A 17,004-nucleotide genomic window follows, 5' to 3' on the forward strand; every position below is an offset into this window, starting at 1 on the left:
TGCCGTGCCCAACGACCCGCAATCGCCCTTCGTCACCTCCGGCGTGCGCATCGGCACCCCGGCCATCACCACCCGTGGCTTCAAGGAGCCGCAGAGCATCGCGCTGGCCGGCTGGATCTGCGACATCCTCGACCACCTCGGTGACGCCGATGTCGAGGCCCAGGTGGCCAAACAGGTCGCGGCCCTCTGCGCCGATTTCCCCGTGTACCGCTGATCCAGGAGCACGCGCATGCAACGTTATTCCGGCTTCGGCCTGTTCAAGCACTCCCTCAGCCACCACGAGAACTGGCAGCGCATGTGGCGCAACCCCACGCCCAAGCCGGTCTATGACGTGATCGTGGTCGGCGGCGGCGGCCATGGCCTGGCCACGGCCTACTACCTGGCCAAGGAATTCGGCGTGAAGAACGTCGCCGTGGTCGAGAAGGGCTGGCTGGGGGGGGGCAACACTGCGCGCAACACCACCATCGTCCGCTCCAACTACCTGTGGGACGAGTCGGCGCACCTCTACGAGCATGCGATGAAGCTCTGGGAGAACCTCTCCCAGGACCTCAACTACAACGTCATGTACTCCGCACGCGGCGTCTACAACCTCTGCCACACCCTGCAGGACCTGCGCGACTCCGAGCGCCGCGTGAGCGCCAACCGCCTCAACGGCATCGACGGCGAGCTGCTGGACGCCAGGCAGGTGGCCGAGGAGATCCCCTACCTCGACTGCAGCAAGAACACCCGCTACCCGGTCCTGGGCTCCACCGTGCAGCGCCGTGGCGGCGTGGCCCGCCATGACGCCGTGGCCTGGGGCTATGCCCGTGCCGCCGACGCCCTGGGCGTCGACCTGCTGCAGAACACCGAGGTCATCGGCTTCCGCAAACAGGATGGCGTGGTGATCGGCGTCGAGACCAACCGCGGCTTCATCGGCGCCAAGCGCGTCGGCGTGGTCACCGCCGGCAACTCCGGGCACATGGCCAGGCTCGCCGGCTTCCGCCTGCCGCTGGAATCCCACCCGCTGCAGGCGCTGGTGTCCGAGCCGATCAAGCCGGTCATCCACAGCGTGATCATGTCCAACGCCGTGCACGGCTACATCAGCCAGTCCGACAAGGGCGACCTGGTCATCGGCGCCGGCATCGACGGCTACAACGGTTACGGCCAGCGCGGCTCCTACCCCACCATCGAGCACACCCTGCAGGCCATCGTCGAGATGTTCCCGGTGCTCTCGCGCGTGCGCATGAACCGCCAGTGGGGCGGCATCGTCGACACCACCCCCGACGCCTGCCCGATCATCGCCAAGACGCCGGTGCAGAACCTGTTCTTCAACTGCGGCTGGGGCACCGGCGGCTTCAAGGCCACCCCCGGTTCCGGCCACGTGTTCGCGGCGAGCCTGGCCAAGGGCGAGATGCACCCGCTGGCCAAGCCCTTCTCCATCGAACGTTTCCACAACGGCGCACTGATCGACGAGCACGGCGCCGCTGCCGTGGCTCACTAAGGAGACCCGCCATGCTGCACATCTTCTGCCCCCACTGTGGCGAGCTGCGCTCCGAAGAGGAATTCCATGCCAAGGGCCAGGCGCACATCCCGCGCCCGCTGGACCCCAACGCCTGCACCGACGAGCAGTGGGGCGACTACATCTTCTTCCGCGACAACCCGCGCGGCATCCACCACGAGCTGTGGGTGCACGCGGCCGGCTGCCGCAAGTACTTCAACGTCACCCGCCACACCGTGACCTACGAAATCCTCGAGACCTACAAGGTCGGTGAGCGCCCCGCCATCACCGAAGCCGGGACCCAGGAGAAGAAAGCCGTGGACCAAGGAGTAACGGCATGAGCCAGCCCAACCGTCTTTCCAAGGGTGGCCGCATCGACCGCAGCCAGCCCCTGACCTTCACCTTCAACGGGCAGAGCTACCAGGGCTACGCCGGCGACAGCCTGGCCGCCGCGTTGCTGGCCAACGGCGTCGACATCGTCGGCCGCAGCTTCAAGTACTCCCGCCCGCGCGGCATCGTCGCCGCCGGTGCCGAAGAGCCCAACGCCATCCTGCAGATCGGCTCCACGCCCGCCACCCAGGTGCCCAACGTGCGCGCCACCCAGCAGGCGCTCTACGCCGGGCTGGTGGCCGGCAGCACCAATGGCTGGCCGAGCGTCAACACCGACCTGATGGGCATCCTCGGCAAGGTCGGCGGGCAGATGATGCCGCCCGGGTTCTACTACAAGACCTTCATGTACCCGCAGAACCTCTGGCTGACCTACGAGAAGTACATCCGCAAGGCCGCCGGCCTCGGTCGCGCGCCGACCGAGAACGACCCCGACATCTACGACCACATGAACCGCCACTGCGACGTGCTGGTGGTGGGTGCCGGCCCTGCCGGCCTGGCCGCGGCCCTGGCCGCCGGCCGCAGTGGTGCGCGGGTGATCCTCGCCGACGAACAGGAAGAATTCGGCGGCAGCCTGCTCGACACCCGCGAGACCCTCGACGGCAAGCCCGCCGCCGAGTGGGTGGCCCAGGCCATCGCCGAGCTCGAGAAGCTGCCGGAAGTGACCCTGCTGCCGCGCGCCACGGTCAACGGCTACCACGACCACAACTTCCTCACCATCCACCAGCGCCTCACCGATCACCTCGGCGAGACCGCGCCCATGGGCCAGGCGCGCCATCGCGTGCACCGCGTCCGTGCCAGGCGCGTGGTGCTGGCCGCCGGCGCCCACGAGCGCCCGCTGGTGTATTCGAACAACGACGTGCCGGGCAACATGCTCGCCGGCGCCGTCTCCACCTACGTGCGCCGCTACGGCGTGGCGCCGGGCAAGGAGCTGGTGCTGTCCACCAACAACGACTACGCCTACCGCCTGGTGCTGGACTGGCTCGATGCCGGGCAGAAAGTGGTCGCCGTGGCCGACGCCCGCAGCAACCCCCGCGGCGCCTGGGTCGAAGAGGCCCGCGCCCGTGGCGTGCGCATCCTCACCGGCAGCGCCGTGATCGAGGCCCGTGGCAGCAAGCGCGTGACCGGTGCCCGCATCTGCGCCATCGACGTCAAGGCGCACAAGGTCACCAGCCCCGGCGAGGTGGTCGACTGCGACCTGATCGCCAGCTCCGGTGGCTACAGCCCCGTGGTGCACCTGGCCTCCCACCTGGGCGGCAAGCCGACCTGGCGCGAGGACATCCTGGCCTTCGTGCCGGGCGAGGGCGGCTTCCAGAAGCGCATCTGTGCCGGTGCCGTGAACGGCGTGTTCGCCCTGGGCGACACCCTGGCCGACGGCTTCGAGGCGGGCGCCAAGGCGGCCGCCGAGGCCGGCTTCAAGGACGTGACCGGCACCCTGCCGAAGGCCGAGAAGCGCCACGAGGAGGCCACCCTCGCGCTGTTCCAGGTGCCCCACGACAAGCCCACCGCCCGTGCGCCGAAGCAGTTCGTCGACCTGCAGAACGACGTCACCTCCGCCGGCATCGAGCTGGCCACCCGCGAGGGCTTCGAGTCGGTCGAGCACGTCAAGCGCTACACCGCGCTGGGCTTCGGCACCGACCAGGGCAAGCTGGGCAACATCAACGGCCTGGCCATCGCCGCCCGTTCGCTGGGCATCAGCATCCCGGAAATGGGCACCACCATGTTCCGCCCGAACTACACCCCCGTGGCCTTCGGCGCCGTCGCCGGCCGCCACTGCGGGCACCTGTTCGAGCCCAAGCGCTACACCGCCATGCAGCGCTGGCACCTGGCCAATGGCGCCGAGTTCGAGGACGTCGGCCAGTGGAAGCGCCCCTGGTACTTCCCCAGGAACGGCGAGGACCTGCACGCCGCCGTGGCCCGTGAGTGCAAGGCCGTGCGCGAGAGCGTGGGCATCCTCGACGCGTCCACCCTGGGCAAGATCGACATCCAGGGCCCGGACGCCCGCGAGTTCCTCAACCGCGTCTACACCAACGCCTGGACCAAGCTGGACGTGGGCAAGGCCCGCTACGGCCTGATGTGCAAGGAAGACGGCATGGTGATGGACGACGGCGTGACCGCCTGCCTCGCCGACAACCACTTCCTTATGACCACCACCACCGGCGGTGCCGCGCGCATCTTCGAATGGCTGGAGATCTACCACCAGACCGAATGGCCGGAGCTCAAGGTGTACTTCACCTCGGTCACCGACCACTGGGCCACCATGACCCTGTCCGGCCCCAACAGCCGCAAGCTGCTGGCCGAGGTCACCGACATCGACCTGGACAAGGACGCCTTCCCCTTCATGAGCTGGAAGGAAGGCCTGGTCGGCGGCGTGCCGGCGCGGGTGTTCCGCATCTCCTTCACCGGCGAGCTGTCCTACGAGGTCAACGTGCAGGCCGACTACGCCGCTGGTGTCTGGGAAAAACTCATCGAGGCCGGCAAGAAGTACAACCTCACCCCCTACGGCACCGAGACCATGCACGTGCTGCGGGCCGAGAAGGGCTTCATCATCGTCGGCCAGGACACCGATGGCTCCGTCACGCCGGATGACCTCGACATGGGCTGGGCGGTCGGTCGCAACAAGCCCTTCTCCTGGATCGGCTGGCGCGGCATGAACCGCGAGGACTGCCTGCGCGAAGACCGCAAGCAGCTGGTGGGCCTCAAGCCCCTGGACCCGAACAAGGTGCTGCCGGAAGGCTCGCAGCTGGTGTTCGACCCGAAGCAGTCGATCCCCATGACCATGGTCGGCCACGTCACCTCCAGCTACATGAGCGCGGCGATGGGCCATTCCTTCGCCCTCGCGGTGGTGCGGGGCGGCCTCAAGCGCATGGGCGAGAAGGTCTTCGCCCCGCTGGCGGACGGCAGCGTGATCGAGGCGGAGATCGTCAGCTCGGTGTTCTACGACCCGAAAGGGGAGCGCCAGAATGTGTGAGCAACGGGCCGAGACCATGGAATTCGACGGTGCCCTCGTGCACCAGGCAGGTGAGAAATGAGCGCAGTGAACGTGTACAAGCAGCGTCCGGACGAACTGGCCGGCGAGTCGCCGCTGTTCCATGCCGGGCTCGACGAGCTGGCCGGCAAGGGCGCCCTGGGCAAGTCCGGCGCTGCCGGCGTCACCCTGCGCGAGAAGAAGCTGCTCGGGCACCTGGTGCTGCGTGGCGACGCTCGTGACCCGGCCTTCGCCGGTGGCGTGCACAAGGCCCTGGGCCTGGAGCTGCCGGTGGCGCTGACCCTGGTGGCCAGCGGCGAGACCTCCCTGCAATGGCTGTCGCCGGACGAGTGGCTGCTGATCCTCCCACGTGGCGAGGAGTTCGCCGCCGAGCAGCGCCTGCGCGAGGCCCTGTCGGGGCTGCACCACGCGGTGGTCAACGTCAGCGGCGGGCAGACCGTGCTGGAGCTGAGCGGGCCCAGGGTGCGCGAGGTGCTGATGAAGTCCACGCCCTACGACGTGCACCCGAGCAACTTCCCGGTGGGCAAGGCGGTGGGCACCACCTTCGCCAAGTCGCAGCTGGTGATCCGCCACACCGGCGAGGAGACCTGGGAGCTGCTGATCCGCCGCAGCTTCTCCGACTACTTCTGGCTCTGGCTGCAGGACGCCAGTGCCGAGTACGGGCTGGCGATCAAGGCCTGAAGGTTGGGTGGACGATGCCTTTCTCGTCCACCGCAGGACAGCGAAGGTGGATGGGTGAAGCGTCATCCACCCTACGCCCCCGGATAGCGTGGATTACCGAGGTCCCGATATGAGCCGCACCCCCGATACCTGGATCCTCACCGCCCACTGCCCCAGCGTGCTGGGCACCGTGGACGCGGTGACGCGCCTGCTCTACGAGCAGCGCTGCTACGTCACCGAGCACCATTCCTTCGATGACCGGCTCTCCGCGCGCTTCTTCATCCGCATCGAGTTCCGCCAGCCCGACGGCTTCGAGGAGCAGGCCTTCCGCGCCGCCCTGGCCGAGCGCGTGGCGCCTTTCGACATGCAGGTCGAGCTGACCCCGCCGAGCTACCGCGCCAAGGTGGTGCTGATGGTGAGCAAGGCCGACCACTGCCTGAACGACCTGCTCTACCGCCAGCGCATCGGCCAACTGGCCATGGACGTGGTGGCGGTGGTGTCCAACCACCCCGATCTGGAGCCCCTGGCGCGCTGGCACGGCATCCCCTACCACCACTTCCCCCTCGACCCCAACGACAAGCCCGCCCAGGAGCGGCGCGTCCTGCAGGTGATCGAGGAGACCGGCGCCGAACTGGTGGTGCTCGCCCGCTACATGCAGGTGCTGTCCCCCGAGCTGTGCCGGCGCCTGGACGGCTGGGCGATCAACATCCACCACTCGCTGCTGCCCGGCTTCAAGGGCGCCAAGCCGTACCACCAGGCGTACCAGAAGGGCGTCAAGCTGGTGGGGGCCACGGCCCACTACATCAACAACGACCTCGACGAAGGCCCGATCATCGCCCAGGGCGTGGAGCCGGTGGACCACGCCCACTACCCCGAGGACCTGATCGCCAAGGGCCGTGATATCGAGTGCCTGACCCTGGCCAGGGCCGTGGGCCTGCACATCGAGCGCCGGGTGTTCCTCAACGCCAACCGCACCGTGGTGCTCTGAACCAACAGACGCAGCCCGGGAGCGTGCCCGACCCCGGACCGAAGTCCGGGCTACAGCTTTCGGCAGCCGCCCTGCCAAGGTCCATCGGCGGCTCCGGCAACAGACACAAGCTCCAGTACAAGGCCGCGTGGCCCAGGTCGCGCCTTTGTATCCACAACAACAAAGGAGATTCATGCATGTCTGGTAATCGTGGTGTCGTCTATCTCGGCGCAGGCAAGGTCGAGGTACAGAAGATCGACTATCCCAAGATGCAGGACCCGCGCGGTCGCAAGATCGAGCACGGGGTCATCCTGCGCGTGGTATCCACCAATATCTGCGGCTCGGACCAGCACATGGTGCGTGGCCGTACCACCGCCCAGGTCGGCCTGGTGCTCGGCCACGAGATCACCGGCGAGGTGATCGAGAAGGGCAGCGATGTCGAGAACCTGAAGATCGGCGACCTGGTGTCCGTGCCCTTCAACGTCGCCTGCGGCCGCTGCCGTTCCTGCAAGGAGCAGCACACCGGCGTCTGCCTCACCGTCAACCCGGCCCGCGCCGGTGGCGCCTACGGCTATGTCGACATGGGCGACTGGACCGGCGGCCAGGCCGAGTACGTGCTGGTGCCCTATGCCGACTTCAACCTGCTGAAGCTGCCGGATCGCGACAAGGCCATGGAGAAGATCCGCGACCTGACCTGCCTCTCCGACATCCTGCCCACCGGCTACCACGGCGCGGTCACCGCCGGCGTCGGCCCGGGCTCCACCGTCTACGTCGCCGGTGCCGGCCCGGTCGGCCTCGCCGCTGCCGCGTCCGCGCGCCTGCTGGGGGCTGCGGTGGTCATCGTCGGCGACGTCAACCCGGTACGCCTGGCCCACGCCAAGGCCCAGGGCTTCGAGATCGCCGACCTGTCCAAGGACACCCCGCTGCACGAGCAGATCGCCGCCCTGCTGGGCGAGCCGGAGGTGGATTGCGCGGTGGACGCCGTGGGCTTCGAAGCGCGAGGCCACGGCCATGCCGGCGCCCAGCACGAGGCGCCGGCCACGGTGCTCAACTCGCTGATGGGGGTGGTGCGGGTCGCCGGCAAGATCGGCATCCCCGGCCTCTACGTCACCGAGGACCCGGGCGCCGTGGACGCCGCCGCCAAGCTGGGCAGCCTGAGCATCCGCTTCGGCCTCGGCTGGGCCAAGTCGCACAGCTTCCACACCGGCCAGACCCCGGTGATGAAGTACAACCGCCAACTCATGCAGGCGATCATGTGGGACCGCATCAACATCGCCGAAGTGGTCGGCGTGCAGGTGATCGGCCTGGACGATGCGCCCCGTGGCTACGGCGAGTTCGACGCCGGCGTGCCGAAGAAATTCGTCATCGACCCGCACAAGCTGTTCAGCGCCGCCTGACCCACCCGCAAACCCCCGGTACCGCGTCTGCTACGTTGCGGTACCTGTTTTCGAGGAGCCCTTGGGCTCCTCTTTTTTATGGGGGAAGGCATGTCGGGTTTCACCCGACCTGCTACGGCCCGGAGCTTGCTGTAGGACGTAGGATGGGTTTCGCAGGGCTCTACCCATCCTACGGACTGCTTCGTAGCCCGGGCTCCCTAGCTAACGCACCAGGTGCAGGAACTGCAGGTGCCGTTCGTACTGGTCGAGCATGTCGTTGATGATCTGCTCGCGGCTGTAGCCCACCAGGTCGTAGTCCTGGCTGCCTTCGGCCAGGTGCACCTCGGCACGGTAGTAGCGGCGATTGCGCAGGTTGCGCGCGTCCAGCCCGGCGACGGCGAAGGAGGGCGTGAAGTAGCCACGCATCACCACCCGGTAGAGGAAGGGCGTTTCCTCCCCATGACCGACTTCCAGGCTGAGGCTGGCGTTGGCCGGGTCCAGCTCGGTCTCCACCCGCAGCGACTTCTCGCGGAACTGCTCGGCGACCGCCTCCATGGCCGGGCGCACCTGCTGTTCCATGAAACGGTACACCTCGTCCCGCGAGGGGAAGTGCACGACCTGGCTGAGGCGCTGGCGCCAGCCGCCCTTGCGCGGACGCTGGTCCAGCGGCGCCAGGGAATGCAGGCGCGCGCGCTGGCGCTGGGATTCCAGGTAGAAGGCCTTGTGCAGGCCCCACATCATCAGCAGCAGGATCAGCGAGAAGGGCAGGGAGGTCAGCACCACCGCCGACTTCAGGGCGTCGATGCTGCCGGCGAACAGCAGCCCGCTGGTGATCAGGGCAGTCATCGCACCCCAGAACACCCGCAGCCACTTGGGCCCGTCCTCGCCTTCCTCGCCGCCGCGTGCGGAGAGGGTCGAGAGCACCACGGTGCCGGAGTCGGCGGAGGTGACGAAGAACACGAAGCTGACGAACACCGTCACGGCGATCACCGTGCGGCTCCAGGGGTAGGTCTCCAGCAGCTTGTAGATCACCATCGACGGGTCTTCGATGGCACCGACGGCGAGCTCGGTCATGCCGTGGTCGAGCACCAGCTCCAGGGCGCTGTTGCCGAAGATCGACATCCACGCCAGGGTGAAGCCGAGGGGGATGAACAGCACGCCGAAGACGAACTCGCGGATGGTGCGCCCGCGCGAGATGCGCGCGATGAACAGCCCCACGAAGGGCGCCCAGGCGATCCACCAGGCCCAGTAGAACACCGTCCAGTCGCCCAGCCAGCCGGAGGGGCTGTTCCACGCGTAGAGGTCGAAGCTCTTGGCCGGCACGGCGCTGAGGTAGTCGCCGACGTTCTGCACCAGCATGTTCAGCAGGTGCTGGGTGGGCCCGGCGAAGAGCACGAACAGCAACAGCGAGCAGGCCAGCAGCATGTTGACGTCGGACATCACCCGCACGCCCTTCTCGACGCCGCTCACCGCCACCAGCACCGCCGCGCCCATCATCAGGGCGATCAGCAGCACCTGCACCCACTGGTTGTGGGGGATGCCGAACAGGTAGTCGAGGCCGGCGTTCAGGTGCAGCACGCCGAAGCCCATGTCCGCCCCCAGGCCGAACACCGTGGCGATGATGCCGAAGGCGTCCACCGTGTAGCCGATGGGGCCGTTGATGCGCTTGCCGATCAGCGGGTAGAGCGCCGAGCGCAGCGCCAGCGGCAGGTTGTGGCGGTAGGCGAAATAGGCCAGGGCCATCGCCACCAGGGCGAACACGCCCCAGCCGTGCAGGCCCCAGTGCAGGAACAGCAGCTGCATCGCCTGGCGCGCGGCCTCGGGCCCCCCGGCCTCGCCCTGCGGCGGTTGCAGCAGGTGGGTCAGCGGCTCGGAGACGCAGAAGAAGAACAGGGTGATGCTGATGCCGGCGGCGAACAGCATGCCGGCCCAGGACAGGTAGCTGAATTCCGGCTCGTCGTGGTCGGCGCCGAGCTTGATCTTGCCGTAGCCGGACAGCGCGGTGACGACCACGAACACCAGGTACAGGGTCATGGCCAGCAGGTAGTACCAGCCCACGCTGTTGGCGGCCCAGGCCTGGGCCTGCAGCAACCAGGCGCCGGCCTGCTCGGTGAAGATCGCGACCACCAGGCCGAAGATCAGGACGAAGCCCGCCGATCCCAAGAGGACGGGCGTGTTCATGCGCAGCGGCAGGCTGCCGGGGGGATTGGGCACGCTCATGGTCGGGCGGCCCTTTGGCGGAAGGGGGAGGGGGTCGACAAGAAATGCTCCTTTGACGCAGGTTCAGGCACGCGCCTGATGAGAAACGGAAGAGGGCGTCGAGGTTCCTTTTAAATTGATCGAGCGTTCAATATAAACACGGCGAGCGCCTTTTCGGCCAATTCCCACACCCCGTCGCGCAGGGCATCGCAGCCCCCTGAGCCAGTGCTCAAGGGGGCTGTGCCGTTTCGTCGGAAAATGCTGAGGGAGGGCGCGGGTGGCGGGCTCAGCCCTGCAGTTCACTGCGCAGCTGTTCGATGCGCGCGTCCTTCTCGGCCCAGAGGCGGGTCACCCAATCCTGGATGTGCTGGCGGAATTGCGGGTCGTTCTCGTAGTCGCCCTGCCACAGCGAGGGGTCGATGTCGCGGGTCTGGATGTCGACGATGACCTTCGGCACCTGGCCGGACACCAGGGCCCAGAATCCGGGCACCTGCTTGCCGGGGTAGATCAGGGTGACGTCGAGCATGGCGTCGAGCTGCTCGCCCAGGGCGGCGAGCACGAAGGCCACGCCGCCGGCCTTGGGCTTGAGCAGGTGGCGGTAGGGCGAGGATTGCTGGGCCTGCTTGGCCGGGGTGAAGCGCGTGCCTTCGAGGTAGTTCACCACCGTCACCGGCAGGCGCTTGAACTTCTCGCAGGCGGCCTTGGTGATCTCCAGGTCCTTGCCCTTCATCTCCGGGTGCTTGTCGAGGAAGGCCTTGGAGTAGCGCTTCATGAAGGGGTAGTCCAGCGCCCAGAAGGCAAGGCCGATGAAGGGCACCCAGATCAGCTCCTTCTTGAGGAAGAACTTGAAGTAGGGCGTCTTGCGGTTGAAGGCCTGCACCAGCGCGGGGATGTCCACCCAGGACTGGTGGTTGGAGACCACCAGGTAGGAGGTATCGCCGCGCAGGCCGCCGCCGCCCCGGATGTCCCAGACCGTGGGGGTGAGCAGGGCGAAGATGCGCTTGTCGTTCTCGGCCCAGGTCTCGGCGATCCACATCACCGCGCGGGAGCAGGCGTCCTTGAGCGCCTGGCCCGGCAGCACGAGCTTCAGCAGGGCGATCAGCAGCATGGGGCCGATCAGCACCAGGGTGTTGATCAGGATGAGCAGGATGGTGGTGATACCGGTCAGCAGCGCCCGCATAGGTCCTCGGCTCCTTGGCCTGTGGGTGGCGTTGCCATGATACGCAGCGGGCTTCGCTTGCCAAGACGTGACGGGGTGCGAAAGTCCCGTTCGGGTGGCTGTCCTGGCAGCTGGCCATCAGGCATGATGGAGCCGCATTCGCGTATTTCCATCGAGTAGTTACCGTGCTCAAGAAGATCGCTGTGTCCGACCTGCGCCTGGGCATGTACGTCCAGGAATTATGCGGTTCATGGATGGACCACCCCTTCTGGAAGAGCAGCTTCCTGCTGAAATCCGAAAAGGACCTCGCCCGCATCCTCGACAGCGCCGTCACCGAGGTGTGGATAGACACGTCCAGAGGCCTGGACAGCGACGCGGACTCCGCCGGCGGCGGGTGCACCGCCGAGCAGGTGCAGCAGGAAGCCCAGGCGCGCCTGCTGGAGGCCGCCAAGGCGCCGCCGGTGGTGGTCAGCCCGGCGACGATGGAAGAGGAACTGTCCCGCGCGGTGCAGCTCTGCGCCCGCTCCCGTGAGGCGGTGATGGCGATGTTCAGCGACGCCCGCCTCGGCCATGCCATCGAGCTCGGCCACGCCGCCGAACTGGTGGAGTCCATCACCCACTCGGTGCTGCGCCATCCCAATGCGCTGATCAGCCTGGCGCGGCTGAAGCGCTCCGACGAATACACCTACATGCACTCGGTCGCCGTCTGCGCGCTGATGATCGCCCTGGCGCGCCAACTGCAGCTCAGCGAGGCCCAGGTGCGCGAAGCGGGACTGGCCGGCCTGCTCCACGACATCGGCAAGATGGCCGTGCCGCTGGAGTTGCTGAACAAGCCCGGCGCCCTCACCGACGCGGAGTTCGCCACGGTGCGCCACCACCCCCAGGCCGGTGCGCGCATGCTCATCGACAGCCGCCAGGTCAGCGCACTGGTGCTGGACGTCTGCCTGCATCACCACGAGAAGTTCGACGGCAGCGGCTACCCCCATCGCCTCGGCGGCGAACAGATCAGCCTGCTGGCGCGCATGGGCGCGGTGTGCGACGTGTACGACGCCATCACCTCCGACCGCCCCTACAAGAAGGGCTGGGCGCCGGCCGAGGCCCTGCACAAGATGGCCGAGTGGACCAAGGGGCACTTCGATCCCCAGGTCTTCCAGGCCTTCGTCAAGACCGTCGGCATCTACCCCACCGGCTCCCTGGTGCGGCTGGAGAGCGGCCGCCTCGGCGTGGTGATCGACCAGAACGCCCGCTCCCTGCTGCTGCCCCGGGTCAAGGTGTTCTTCTCCGCGCGCTCCAAGGTGCCGATCCCCCAGGAGACCATCGACCTGGCGGCCCTCGAGGGGCGCGATCGCATCATCGGCCGCGAAGCCCCCGAGGACTGGGGCTTCCGCAACCTCGACGCCCTCTGGGGCGGCGAACGCCTGCCGCCCGCCAAGGCGAAGTGACGCGAACCAATGGCCGGCCATCCAGTCCTACTCCCTGCACCCTGATCCCGAGGACCACCCGTTGAAACGCTTCCTAGCCCTGCTGACCCTGGTCGCCCTGCCGGCCTTCGCCGCCGAGGACCCCGAGCTCTACGGCCGCTACGAATACATCCGCCTGCCGGAGATCGGCCAGACCCTCAAGGCCAAGATGGACACCGGCGCCCTGACCGCCTCGCTGTCGGCCAAGGACATCGAGCGCTTCCAGCGCGACGGCGAGGACTGGGTGCGCTTCCGCCTGGCCACCAAGGACGCCGACGACACCCTCTACGAGCACCGCCTGGCGCGCATCAGCAAGATCAAGACGCGCTCCGAGGAAGCCGGAGACGACGAGGACGACGAGGGCGAGAAGGCCGACCCGACCAAGCGCCCGGTGATCGAGATGGAAATGTGCCTGGGCGACACCAAGCGCACCGTCGAGGTCAACCTCACCGACCGCAGCAGCTTCAACTACCCGCTGCTGATCGGCGCCAAGGCCCTGCGCGAGTTCCGCGCCGCCATCTACCCGGGGCGCAAGTTCACCGCCGGCAAGCCCCAGTGCTGAGCCACGGCTGAGCCAAGGGCCTCGGCGGGATTGACGCCGCCCGAGGCCTGCGGCACCGTGCCGGCTATTTCCCCGCCTGCACGGACGCCATGCCCAACATCCTGATTGTCGAAGACGAAGCGGCCATCGCCGACACCCTGGTCTATGCCCTGCAGGCCGACGGTTTCGGCGTCACCTGGTCGAGCCTGGCCGGCGAGGCCCTGGAACTGCTGGCGCGCGAGCCCTTCGACCTGGTCATCCTCGATGTCGGCCTGCCCGACATCAGCGGCTTCGAAGCCTGCAAGCGCCTGCGGCGCTTTTCCGAGGTGCCGGTGATCTTCCTCACCGCCCGTGACGCCGAGATCGACCGCGTGGTCGGCCTGGAGATCGGTGCCGACGACTACGTGGTCAAGCCCTTCAGCCCGCGTGAGGTGGCCGCCCGGGTGCGCGCCATCCTCAAGCGCACTGCCCCGCGCGATGCCGCGCCCGCCATGGTCGCGGCGGCTGCCGCCGAGGGGCCCTTCGTGGTCGACGTCGAGCGTTTCCGCATCCACTACCTGGGCCAGCTGCTGAGCCTCACCCGCCATGAGTTCCGCCTGCTGCAGACGCTCCTGGCGCAGCCCGAGCGGGTGTTCAGCCGCGAGCAGCTGCTCGATTCGGTGGGCGTGGCCAGCGATGCCGGCTACGAGCGCAGCATCGACAGCCACATCAAGAGCCTGCGCGCCAAGCTGCGCCAGGTGAACGCCGAGGCCGAGCCGATCCAGACCCATCGCGGCCTCGGCTACAGCTACGACCCCAACGCCTGACCGGAGCCCCGCCATGCCGCTCGGCGTCCGCATCTTCCTGGTGTACTTCCTCTTCGTCGGCCTGGCCGGCTACTTCGTGCTCAGCACGGTGATGGACGAGATCCGCCCCGGCGTTCGCCAGTCCACCGAAGAGACCCTGGTGGACACCGCCAACCTGCTGGCCGAGATCCTCCGCGACCCGGTGCGCGACGGCACCCTGGGCCAGAGCAACCTGCCCGAGCTGCTCAAGGCCTATGGCAAGCGCCAGCCCGGTGCCGAGATCTGGGGCGTGCGCAAGACCGAGGTGAACCACCGCATCTACGTCACCGACGGCACCGGCAAGGTGCTGCTGGACTCCAGCGGCCTGGCCGTGGGCCAGGACTATTCCGGCTGGAACGACGTGCTGCTGACCCTGCGCGGGCAGTACGGCGCCCGCTCCACCCGCGAGGACCCCAGCGACCCGGACTCCTCGGTGATGTACGTGGCGGCCCCCATCCGCGACAACGGCCGGATCATAGGCGTGGTCTCGGTGGCCAAGCCCAACCGCTCGCTGCAGCCCTACATCTACCGCTCGCAGATGCGCCTGGCCTGGCTCGGTGCCGGGCTCATCGGGCTCGGCCTGCTGATCGGCGGGCTGCTGTCCTGGTGGCTCAGCGGCTCCCTGCGCCGCCTCACCCGCTACGCCCAGGCCGTCAGCGAAGGCCAGCGCGCCGAGCTGCCCACCCTGCGCGGCGGCGAGCTGGCGCAACTGGCCCGGGCCGTCGAACGCATGCGCACCGAGCTGGAAGGCAAGGCCTACGTCGAGCGCTACGTGCACACCCTGACCCACGAACTGAAGAGCCCCCTGGCCGCCATCCGTGGCGCGGCCGAGCTGCTGGAGGGCGAGATGCCCCCGGCGCAGCGCCAGCGCTTCGTGGCCAATATCAGCGGCGAGAGCGCACGCCTGCAGCAACTGATCGAACGCCTGCTGTACCTGGCCCAGGTCGAGCAGCGCCAGGGCCTGGAGGAGCGCGTGCCGGTGCCGCTGGCGCCCCTGGTGGAAGACCTGCTGCAGGCCCAGGCGGCGCGCATCGAGGCCGCCGGACTCCGCATCGAGAATGCGGTGAACATCGGTCTCGAGGCATCGGGCGAACGCTTCCTGCTGCGCCAGGCGCTGGCCAACCTGCTGGACAACGCCCTGGACTTCACCCCGGCGGGCGGCCTGATCCGCATCACCGCGAGCCGCGACGGCCATGAGCTGGACCTGCGCCTGTACAACCAGGGCGAGGCCATCCCCGACTACGCCCTGCCGCGCCTCACCGAGCGTTTCTATTCCCTGCCGCGCCCCGGCAGCGGCCGCAAGAGCACCGGCCTGGGGCTCAACTTCGTCCAGGAAGTGGCGCAGCTGCACGGCGGCAGCCTGCAGGTCTGCAACCTCGACGGCGGTGTGGAAGTGCGCCTGCGCCTGCCGGTGGCCTGACTTCGCGCAGGCACCATCCTGGTGCATCCGCCTGCCTGGCTCTCCAGGCGCTCGGGTGGCCCGGCTCCGCGTGATCCACCTCAGTGCGGAGCAATCACTCCGCCGTGGCCGGTACGCTCCTGGCGTACTTCGCGGTCACGCCCTTCCAGAACGCCGGGAAGCCTTCGCTGAAGCGGGCGAACGCGGCCTTCTCGGCGCGGCTCTTCGACTCGGTCACCGCATCCTCGGTGGACCAGGTGCTGGAGCGCTGTTCTTCCTGGGCGGTGGCCTCGGTGGAGCCGTAGATGTAGCCGCTGCGCACATCCACCAGGATGCCGGCGACGGTGGCGGTGACGTGCGCCTGGTGGTTGGGCAGGAAGCCCAGCGAAACGGCGGTCAGCGGACCCAGCGGGGTGCTGTCGACATAGAAGGTGGTGTCCACGGTGTAGACCAGCAGCAGGTCCGAGCGCATGCGCGCGGCGGGCAGGCGCAGGTCCTTCAGGCTCTTCATGTCGCTGGGAACCAGCAGGCGGCTCAGGGGCACGGTCTGGCTGATCAGCGGCTGTTCGGCGATGCGCGCCAGATCGGCGTCGGACTCGATGTCGCGGGTTTGCACCACCTCGAACCCGTCCCGATAGGTGCTCGTGACACGGACGATGCTCAACTGCGCCGGGAAGGGGCTGGCAGGTTTCTTGCTGAACAGCTCTTCGATATCGGCGTCATCGATGCCGGCCAGGGGAACGCCATGGCTGGGCGTGACATAGCTCTTGCTGGAGCAACCGCCGAGCATGAGCAGCGAGAGGGCGGTGAGGGCAAAGAGGGTCTTGCGGGGGAGCATGGGAATTTCCTTTTCCAAAGGGCCGGAAGGCCCGACTGGCGGCGATTCTGCCGCGTCTTGCGAGTGCCCACAATTGACTATTCTCAAACCGTCGCCGTGCATGGAACGCGGTGCACATAACAACGAGAAAACCGGGAGCAGCCAATGAAGAGCGTCGCCGAAATACTGCGGGGCAAGCCGCACACGACCATCTACCGGGTCGACCCCACCACCACCGTGCTGGAGGCGGCCGAGCTGATGGCCGAGAAGGGCATCGGCGCGGTGCTGGTGATGGAGCGTGACGAGTTGGTGGGCATCGTCACCGAGCGCGACTACGTGCGTCGCGTGGCCGCCAAGGACCGCTCCTCCTACGGCACCGAGGTGCAGGAGATCATGACCTCCAACCTCTTCGTGGTCGGCCCGAAGGACAGCAACCAGTTCTGCATGCAGCTGATGACCGAGAAGAACCTGCGCCACCTGCCCGTGCTGGACGACGGCAAGGTGATCGGGCTGCTGTCCATCCGCGACCTGGTACGCGACATCACCGCCGAGCAGGAAAGCCTGATCCACCACCTGGAGGACTACATCCGCGGGTCGTGCTGATCGTTTGATGTGGGCGCCGGGAGCGAATTCATTGGCTCTGTCTGCGTTAGCTGTTGTGGTTTTAATGCAAGGGCTCAAGCACGGCCATTTCCGGGCGCCCAAGGGCTCGCGCCACCGCCACCGCATGGGTTTCGCTTCGCTCTACA

General features: G+C 67.8%; 14 protein-coding genes and 1 pseudogene. 12 read left to right on the plus strand and 3 right to left on the minus strand.

The window, feature by feature from the left end; all coding sequences use genetic code 11:
- From glyA to fdhA, 7 genes and pseudogenes are all read left to right on the plus strand, one after another.
- Positions 1–214 (plus strand): annotated as a pseudogene (glyA, locus tag ACYJSS_RS30405) (serine hydroxymethyltransferase); the annotation flags it as partial.
- 15 nt (positions 215–229) lie between these two features.
- Positions 230–1,480 carry a sarcosine oxidase subunit beta family protein gene (locus ACYJSS_RS30410; protein ID WP_236206600.1) on the plus strand — a complete coding sequence of 417 codons (1,251 nt, stop codon included), beginning with the start codon at positions 230–232 and terminating at the stop codon, positions 1,478–1,480.
- 11 nt (positions 1,481–1,491) lie between these two features.
- A complete protein-coding gene (locus ACYJSS_RS30415; protein WP_111259594.1) occupies positions 1,492–1,818 on the plus strand; it encodes a sarcosine oxidase subunit delta in 327 nt (108 codons plus the stop codon).
- Positions 1,815–4,835, plus strand: coding sequence for a sarcosine oxidase subunit alpha (locus tag ACYJSS_RS30420; RefSeq protein WP_236206599.1), 3,021 nt, complete (start codon positions 1,815–1,817; stop codon positions 4,833–4,835). The genes ACYJSS_RS30415 and ACYJSS_RS30420 overlap by 4 nt, the downstream gene beginning before the upstream one ends.
- A 57-nt stretch (positions 4,836–4,892) precedes the next feature.
- Positions 4,893–5,534, plus strand: a complete 642-nt coding sequence (locus ACYJSS_RS30425; protein WP_236206598.1) for a sarcosine oxidase subunit gamma — start codon at positions 4,893–4,895, stop codon at positions 5,532–5,534.
- A gap of 109 nt (positions 5,535–5,643) precedes the next feature.
- Positions 5,644–6,501, plus strand: coding sequence for a formyltetrahydrofolate deformylase (gene purU / locus ACYJSS_RS30430; protein ID WP_111259591.1), 858 nt, complete (start codon positions 5,644–5,646; stop codon positions 6,499–6,501).
- A 176-nt stretch (positions 6,502–6,677) separates the two neighbouring features.
- The gene (fdhA, locus tag ACYJSS_RS30435) at positions 6,678–7,877 is read left to right on the plus strand and encodes a formaldehyde dehydrogenase, glutathione-independent (RefSeq protein ID WP_111259590.1); all 1,200 of its coding nucleotides are present in this window, start codon (positions 6,678–6,680) and stop codon (positions 7,875–7,877) included.
- Positions 7,878–8,078: 201 nt separating this feature from the next.
- On the opposite strand, the gene betT is transcribed toward fdhA, so the two are convergent.
- Both betT and ACYJSS_RS30445 read right to left on the minus strand, forming a co-directional pair.
- Positions 8,079–10,037: a choline transporter BetT gene (betT, locus tag ACYJSS_RS30440; protein WP_236206602.1), complete on the minus strand. Its 1,959-nt coding sequence runs from the start codon at positions 10,035–10,037 to the stop codon at positions 8,079–8,081.
- Positions 10,038–10,341: 304 nt separating this feature from the next.
- The gene (locus ACYJSS_RS30445; protein WP_111259588.1) at positions 10,342–11,235 is read right to left on the minus strand and encodes an acyltransferase; all 894 of its coding nucleotides are present in this window, start codon (positions 11,233–11,235) and stop codon (positions 10,342–10,344) included.
- A 164-nt stretch (positions 11,236–11,399) separates the two neighbouring features.
- Here ACYJSS_RS30445 and ACYJSS_RS30450 point away from each other — a divergent pair, with 164 nt between their 5' ends.
- The 4 genes from ACYJSS_RS30450 (at position 11,400) to creC (ending at position 15,459) form a co-directional block, all read left to right on the plus strand.
- Positions 11,400–12,656 carry an HD-GYP domain-containing protein gene (locus ACYJSS_RS30450; RefSeq protein WP_111259587.1) on the plus strand — a complete coding sequence of 419 codons (1,257 nt, stop codon included), beginning with the start codon at positions 11,400–11,402 and terminating at the stop codon, positions 12,654–12,656.
- A 61-nt stretch (positions 12,657–12,717) separates the two neighbouring features.
- Positions 12,718–13,236 carry a retropepsin-like aspartic peptidase RloA2 gene (gene rloA2, locus ACYJSS_RS30455; protein WP_111259586.1) on the plus strand — a complete coding sequence of 173 codons (519 nt, stop codon included), beginning with the start codon at positions 12,718–12,720 and terminating at the stop codon, positions 13,234–13,236.
- 89 nt (positions 13,237–13,325) lie between these two features.
- On the plus strand, positions 13,326–14,021 hold the full coding sequence (gene creB / locus ACYJSS_RS30460; RefSeq protein WP_111259585.1) for a two-component system response regulator CreB: 696 nt from the start codon (positions 13,326–13,328) through the stop codon (positions 14,019–14,021).
- 13 nt (positions 14,022–14,034) lie between these two features.
- Positions 14,035–15,459 (plus strand): two-component system sensor histidine kinase CreC, encoded by a 1,425-nt coding sequence (gene creC / locus ACYJSS_RS30465; protein WP_236206597.1) that lies wholly within the window; start codon positions 14,035–14,037, stop codon positions 15,457–15,459.
- Positions 15,460–15,553: 94 nt separating this feature from the next.
- Here the strand turns inward: creC and ACYJSS_RS30470 are convergent, their stop codons facing one another.
- Complete coding sequence (locus ACYJSS_RS30470) at positions 15,554–16,276, minus strand: hypothetical protein (protein ID WP_236206596.1); 723 nt, start codon at positions 16,274–16,276, stop codon at positions 15,554–15,556.
- Between the two features lie 144 nt (positions 16,277–16,420).
- Between ACYJSS_RS30470 and ACYJSS_RS30475 the strand changes: the two genes are divergently transcribed.
- Positions 16,421–16,858 carry a CBS domain-containing protein gene (locus tag ACYJSS_RS30475; protein WP_021217056.1) on the plus strand — a complete coding sequence of 146 codons (438 nt, stop codon included), beginning with the start codon at positions 16,421–16,423 and terminating at the stop codon, positions 16,856–16,858.
- Positions 16,859–17,004 lie beyond the last annotated feature (146 nt).

It is taken from the genome of Pseudomonas sp. No.21, from assembly GCF_054558415.1.